Origin of the sequence: Paracoccus sp. S4493 (assembly GCF_000967735.1) — a bacterium.
In the GTDB taxonomy this organism is placed as follows: domain Bacteria; phylum Pseudomonadota; class Alphaproteobacteria; order Rhodobacterales; family Rhodobacteraceae; genus Paracoccus; species Paracoccus marcusii.
The window spans coordinates 1-339 of the sequence record NZ_JXYF01000280.1 but is presented as its reverse complement, the minus strand read 5'-3'; the positions used below and the strand labels follow the sequence as shown (position 1 = coordinate 339).

Annotated in this window: 1 pseudogene; it reads left to right on the top strand. The window is 69.6% G+C overall.

Annotated elements, in window-relative coordinates:
• Nucleotides 1-164 (top strand): annotated as a pseudogene (locus TW83_RS22155) (BMP family ABC transporter substrate-binding protein); the annotation flags it as partial.
• Nucleotides 165-339: the final 175 nt, after the last annotated feature.

The window sequence follows — 339 nt, the reverse complement described above, 5'->3', positions numbered from 1 at the left end:
TGGACCTGGCCGCGGGCGGCGTGGACGTCGCCATCGACGACAACAATGCCGAGCTGGTCACCGCCGAGATGCAGGCCGCCGTGGACGAGGCCAAGGCTGCCATCGCCTCGGGCGAGGTCACGGTGCATGACTTCATGACCGACAACGCCTGCCCGGCGTCGTAATGACCACTGCGGGCGACATGCTGGGGGGGCGGTCGGACACGGCCGCCCCCGCTGCCATCGAGCTGCGCGGCATCTCGAAGGCGTTCGGGGCCGTGCAGGCGAACCGCGACATCAGCCTGGCCGTGCCCAAGGGCACGATCCACGGCATCATCGGAGAGAACGGCGCCGGGAAATC